Here is a 2,975-nt window from a genome sequence, read left to right on the forward strand (position 1 = left end):
ACCTGACAGGTCCGAATCCTGTGGACAGGGGCAAGAAGGGCTCGAAGATCCACTTGATCACCGAGCGGACCGGTTTACCCCTCTCCATCGGAATCTCCGGCGCGAACCTCCACGACAGCCAGGCACTCGAACCGCTCGTGCGCGGCATCCCGCCGATCCGCTCCCGCCGCGGCCCGCGCAGACGACGGCCCGCCAAGCTGCACGCGGACAAGGGCTACGACTACGACCACCTGCGCCGATGGCTACGCAAGCGAGGCATCCGTCACCGCATCGCCCGCAAGGGCATCGAGTCATCCACCCGGCTCGGCCGGCACCGCTGGACCATCGAGCGCACGATGTCCTGGCTGGCCGGCTGCCGTCGCCTGCACCGCCGCTACGAGCGCAAAGCCGAACACCTCCTGGCCTTCACCGCCATCGCCTGCAGCCTCATCTGCTACCGCAGACTCACCAAATGAGACGACGTCTTAAGCCACCCGCTGACGCCGAAGGACACGTCCCCATCGGCATCGAGTGCGTGACCGGCGTCCTCGTCGTCAACCAGCTCACCCTTGGTCCGGCGGGCGAGATGCCCCTGCCTCTTCCGGGCGTATACGAGGGCTACGCATGGTGGGCCGGACGAGTTGCAGCCTCCGCCTACTACGACGGCATCCCGGGCAGGATCGACGAGGACTGGACCCCCGAACTGATCGATCTGGCCGTCGTCCGGGAGCCCGAACCGGACGACGAGGAGAGGATGACGACTGACAGCCCGCGCTTGTCGTGCACTGAGACTCTTCGCGGAGATGCGCGCACGGTCAGGCAACTGTGCCACCCGAGGCGAGTGACCAGGAACACCGCCGCCGAGAAGCGGACCGCGTACGTTACTTCTGTGCTCCCCCCAGGCGCCTCCCACCAGTAGAACGGGTAGCGTCGGCCACTGCTGCTGCGTGTCTTGCTCTTTCCTCTGGTGCCGCGCCGCCCAGAGGCGACCAGCCGCTCATAGGCCTCCCCGAACCATCTGCAGCACGTCCGAACACCTACACGCACCTTTGGCACCGGACCGGCGAGACAACGCAATACCGGTTCAGCATGCAAAGTGCGTTGTCCCGTGGGACCCCCTGCCACCTCAGTGGCGAGCCCGCCTGATGAGGGACTCGCCCTCGGCGGCATGATTCGCCCAGGAAGCGGCTTCCCTGATTTCCTCGTCCGTCATCCGATCCGCCAGCTGGTGCGCCTCGTGCATACCGTCACCGTCCCCGATATCCAGGAGCTTCAGGAAACAACCGAGGGCTCGGACCAGGTCGATGTCTCCACCGACGCCGTCACGGCACATCGGGGCGAGTTCCTTGAGGCCGACGTACGCGCCCTGATCGGCCGACAGTTCCATGTAGTGTCGTGCCGCGTTGTAGTCCCGCTCAGCCAACTTGATGTCCCCGAGCTGCCAGGAGGCCGTACCCTCTCCGGCCGCGGACGCTGCTTCGAGGTACTGGAGTGCCTTGTCCTTGGACTTTGGCACCACATCTCCTCTGAGGTACATCGCGCCCAGGTTGTACTGCGCGGCACTGTCACCCTCTGCAGCGGCCACCTGGAACAGTTCCACCGCCTTTTCGGGGTCTTTGTTACCGCCCAAGCCCCGGAGCAACATGTACCCGAGCCCTCGTAGCGCCGCGACATTCCCCGCTTTGGCGGCCTGCCCGAAATACCAGCGCGCCGCTTCGTATTCCTTCATGTATTCAAGCGCGATACCGCCGATCAATTCCTGAAATTCAGGGTCGCCGGAGTCCGCGACCTGGCGCACCTCGGGATACAACTGCTGCATGCGCTTGGCCGCTTCAGCGTTGTGGGATCTCATTGCCCGGACCGCCTCGCGAGCCCGCTCCAAGAGCTTCTTCCTGTCGGCGCGATCCACTGTTGCTCCAAGGTGAAAGAGAGAAAGGCGTGTTCGCGAATCATATCACGAACACGCCTTCCGCTACCGGGTTATCAATTGGGCTTGAATACGTACAGTCCGCTTGGATCGAGAACCCATTGTGACTGTCCCGTATCACGAGCGAGGTCCGTGAATCCTTGGAAGCAGTTGTCGCACATGGGCTTCGTCACCACCACCGGACTGCCTGGGCTCAGCGTGACTGCCTGCTTCTCCGCGTGGCTGAGGTAGTAGGCGCCGTCGCCGGCCGCGTTGTCCATGAAGAACGGCTGACGCTTCTGCATGTCGAACAGGGTGCCGACTTCCCCGACATCGGCGCGGGCGAAGCCGTCGGGTGCGAGTTCACCATAGCCACTGACGGTGTACTTGCCGTCGGAATAGGCTGCGGTCTTCCCTTCGGGGAAGGCAGGGAAGTCCAATTCGCCGGGCAGCTTTTTGGGAAGGTTGTCGAGTCCGTCGATACCCTCCAGCAGGACCTTGCCGCCCTTGAACCCCTTGCCGAAGATCGGAACTGCACCGGCCAGCGCGAACCCACAGCCGAGCTTGGAGGGGTTCTGAATGCAGTTGGCACCGCCGATGAACCCGGTCGGGTCCAGCACCGAGATGACGGCGCCGGCCCGGATCTGCCCGGGGGTCAGGAAGCCGGGGCACGAGGTTCCACCGATGGTGGATCCGCACTGGCCCGTGTTGACGGCCGGCGTGAACATCGCCGCCTGGAGCTGCATCTCGCAATAGGCGTCGCAGTAGACCGCGTTGGGGTCGTAGTAGTCGTAGTGCGAGGTCTCCCAGGGATACTTCTCCTCCCACGTCTCTCCTGAGGAGAAGTCGGGAGCGGCGTGGGATTCCTTGAAACGCATCTCCCCGTCGCACGAGTCTCCTTCGCAGGAGATCTGGTTCGACAGACCGGACGGGTCGGAGGTGGTGACGGGGTTGTTGTCCGAGTAGCTGTAGCCGTTGAGCGACTGGTGCTGTTCTAGCCTCGATCGTTCATGAGTCCTCGTCGGTTCGCTGACGGGGACTCCGCGTTTGTGTGGTGCGGTCTTTTCGGGGTTGGGGCAGGGCGAGGGTC

At 64.0% G+C, this 2,975-nt stretch carries 4 protein-coding genes; 1 reads left to right on the forward strand and 3 read right to left on the reverse strand.

Annotated features, from left to right (window positions below; all coding sequences use genetic code 11):
* Positions 1-455, forward strand: a 455-nt coding sequence (locus tag ACFXI4_RS44475) for an IS5 family transposase (protein WP_385003373.1), incomplete at its 5' end; no start/stop codon positions are given.
* Between the two features lie 181 nt (positions 456-636).
* Here ACFXI4_RS44475 and ACFXI4_RS44480 read toward each other — a convergent pair.
* The 3 genes from ACFXI4_RS44480 to ACFXI4_RS44490 form a co-directional block, all read right to left on the reverse strand.
* Positions 637-1,149 (reverse strand): DUF6416 domain-containing protein, encoded by a 513-nt coding sequence (locus tag ACFXI4_RS44480; protein WP_385003376.1) that lies wholly within the window; start codon positions 1,147-1,149, stop codon positions 637-639.
* Positions 1,106-1,888, reverse strand: coding sequence for a tetratricopeptide repeat protein (locus ACFXI4_RS44485; protein WP_385003379.1), 783 nt, complete (start codon positions 1,886-1,888; stop codon positions 1,106-1,108). Before ACFXI4_RS44485 ends, ACFXI4_RS44480 begins: the two co-directional genes overlap by 44 nt.
* 74 nt (positions 1,889-1,962) lie before the next feature.
* On the reverse strand, positions 1,963-2,975 hold a 1,013-nt coding region (locus ACFXI4_RS44490), incomplete at its 5' end, for a hypothetical protein (RefSeq protein ID WP_385003382.1).

This window comes from Streptomyces sp. NPDC059224 (genome assembly GCF_042754285.1).
In the GTDB taxonomy this organism is placed as follows: domain Bacteria; phylum Actinomycetota; class Actinomycetes; order Streptomycetales; family Streptomycetaceae; genus Streptomyces.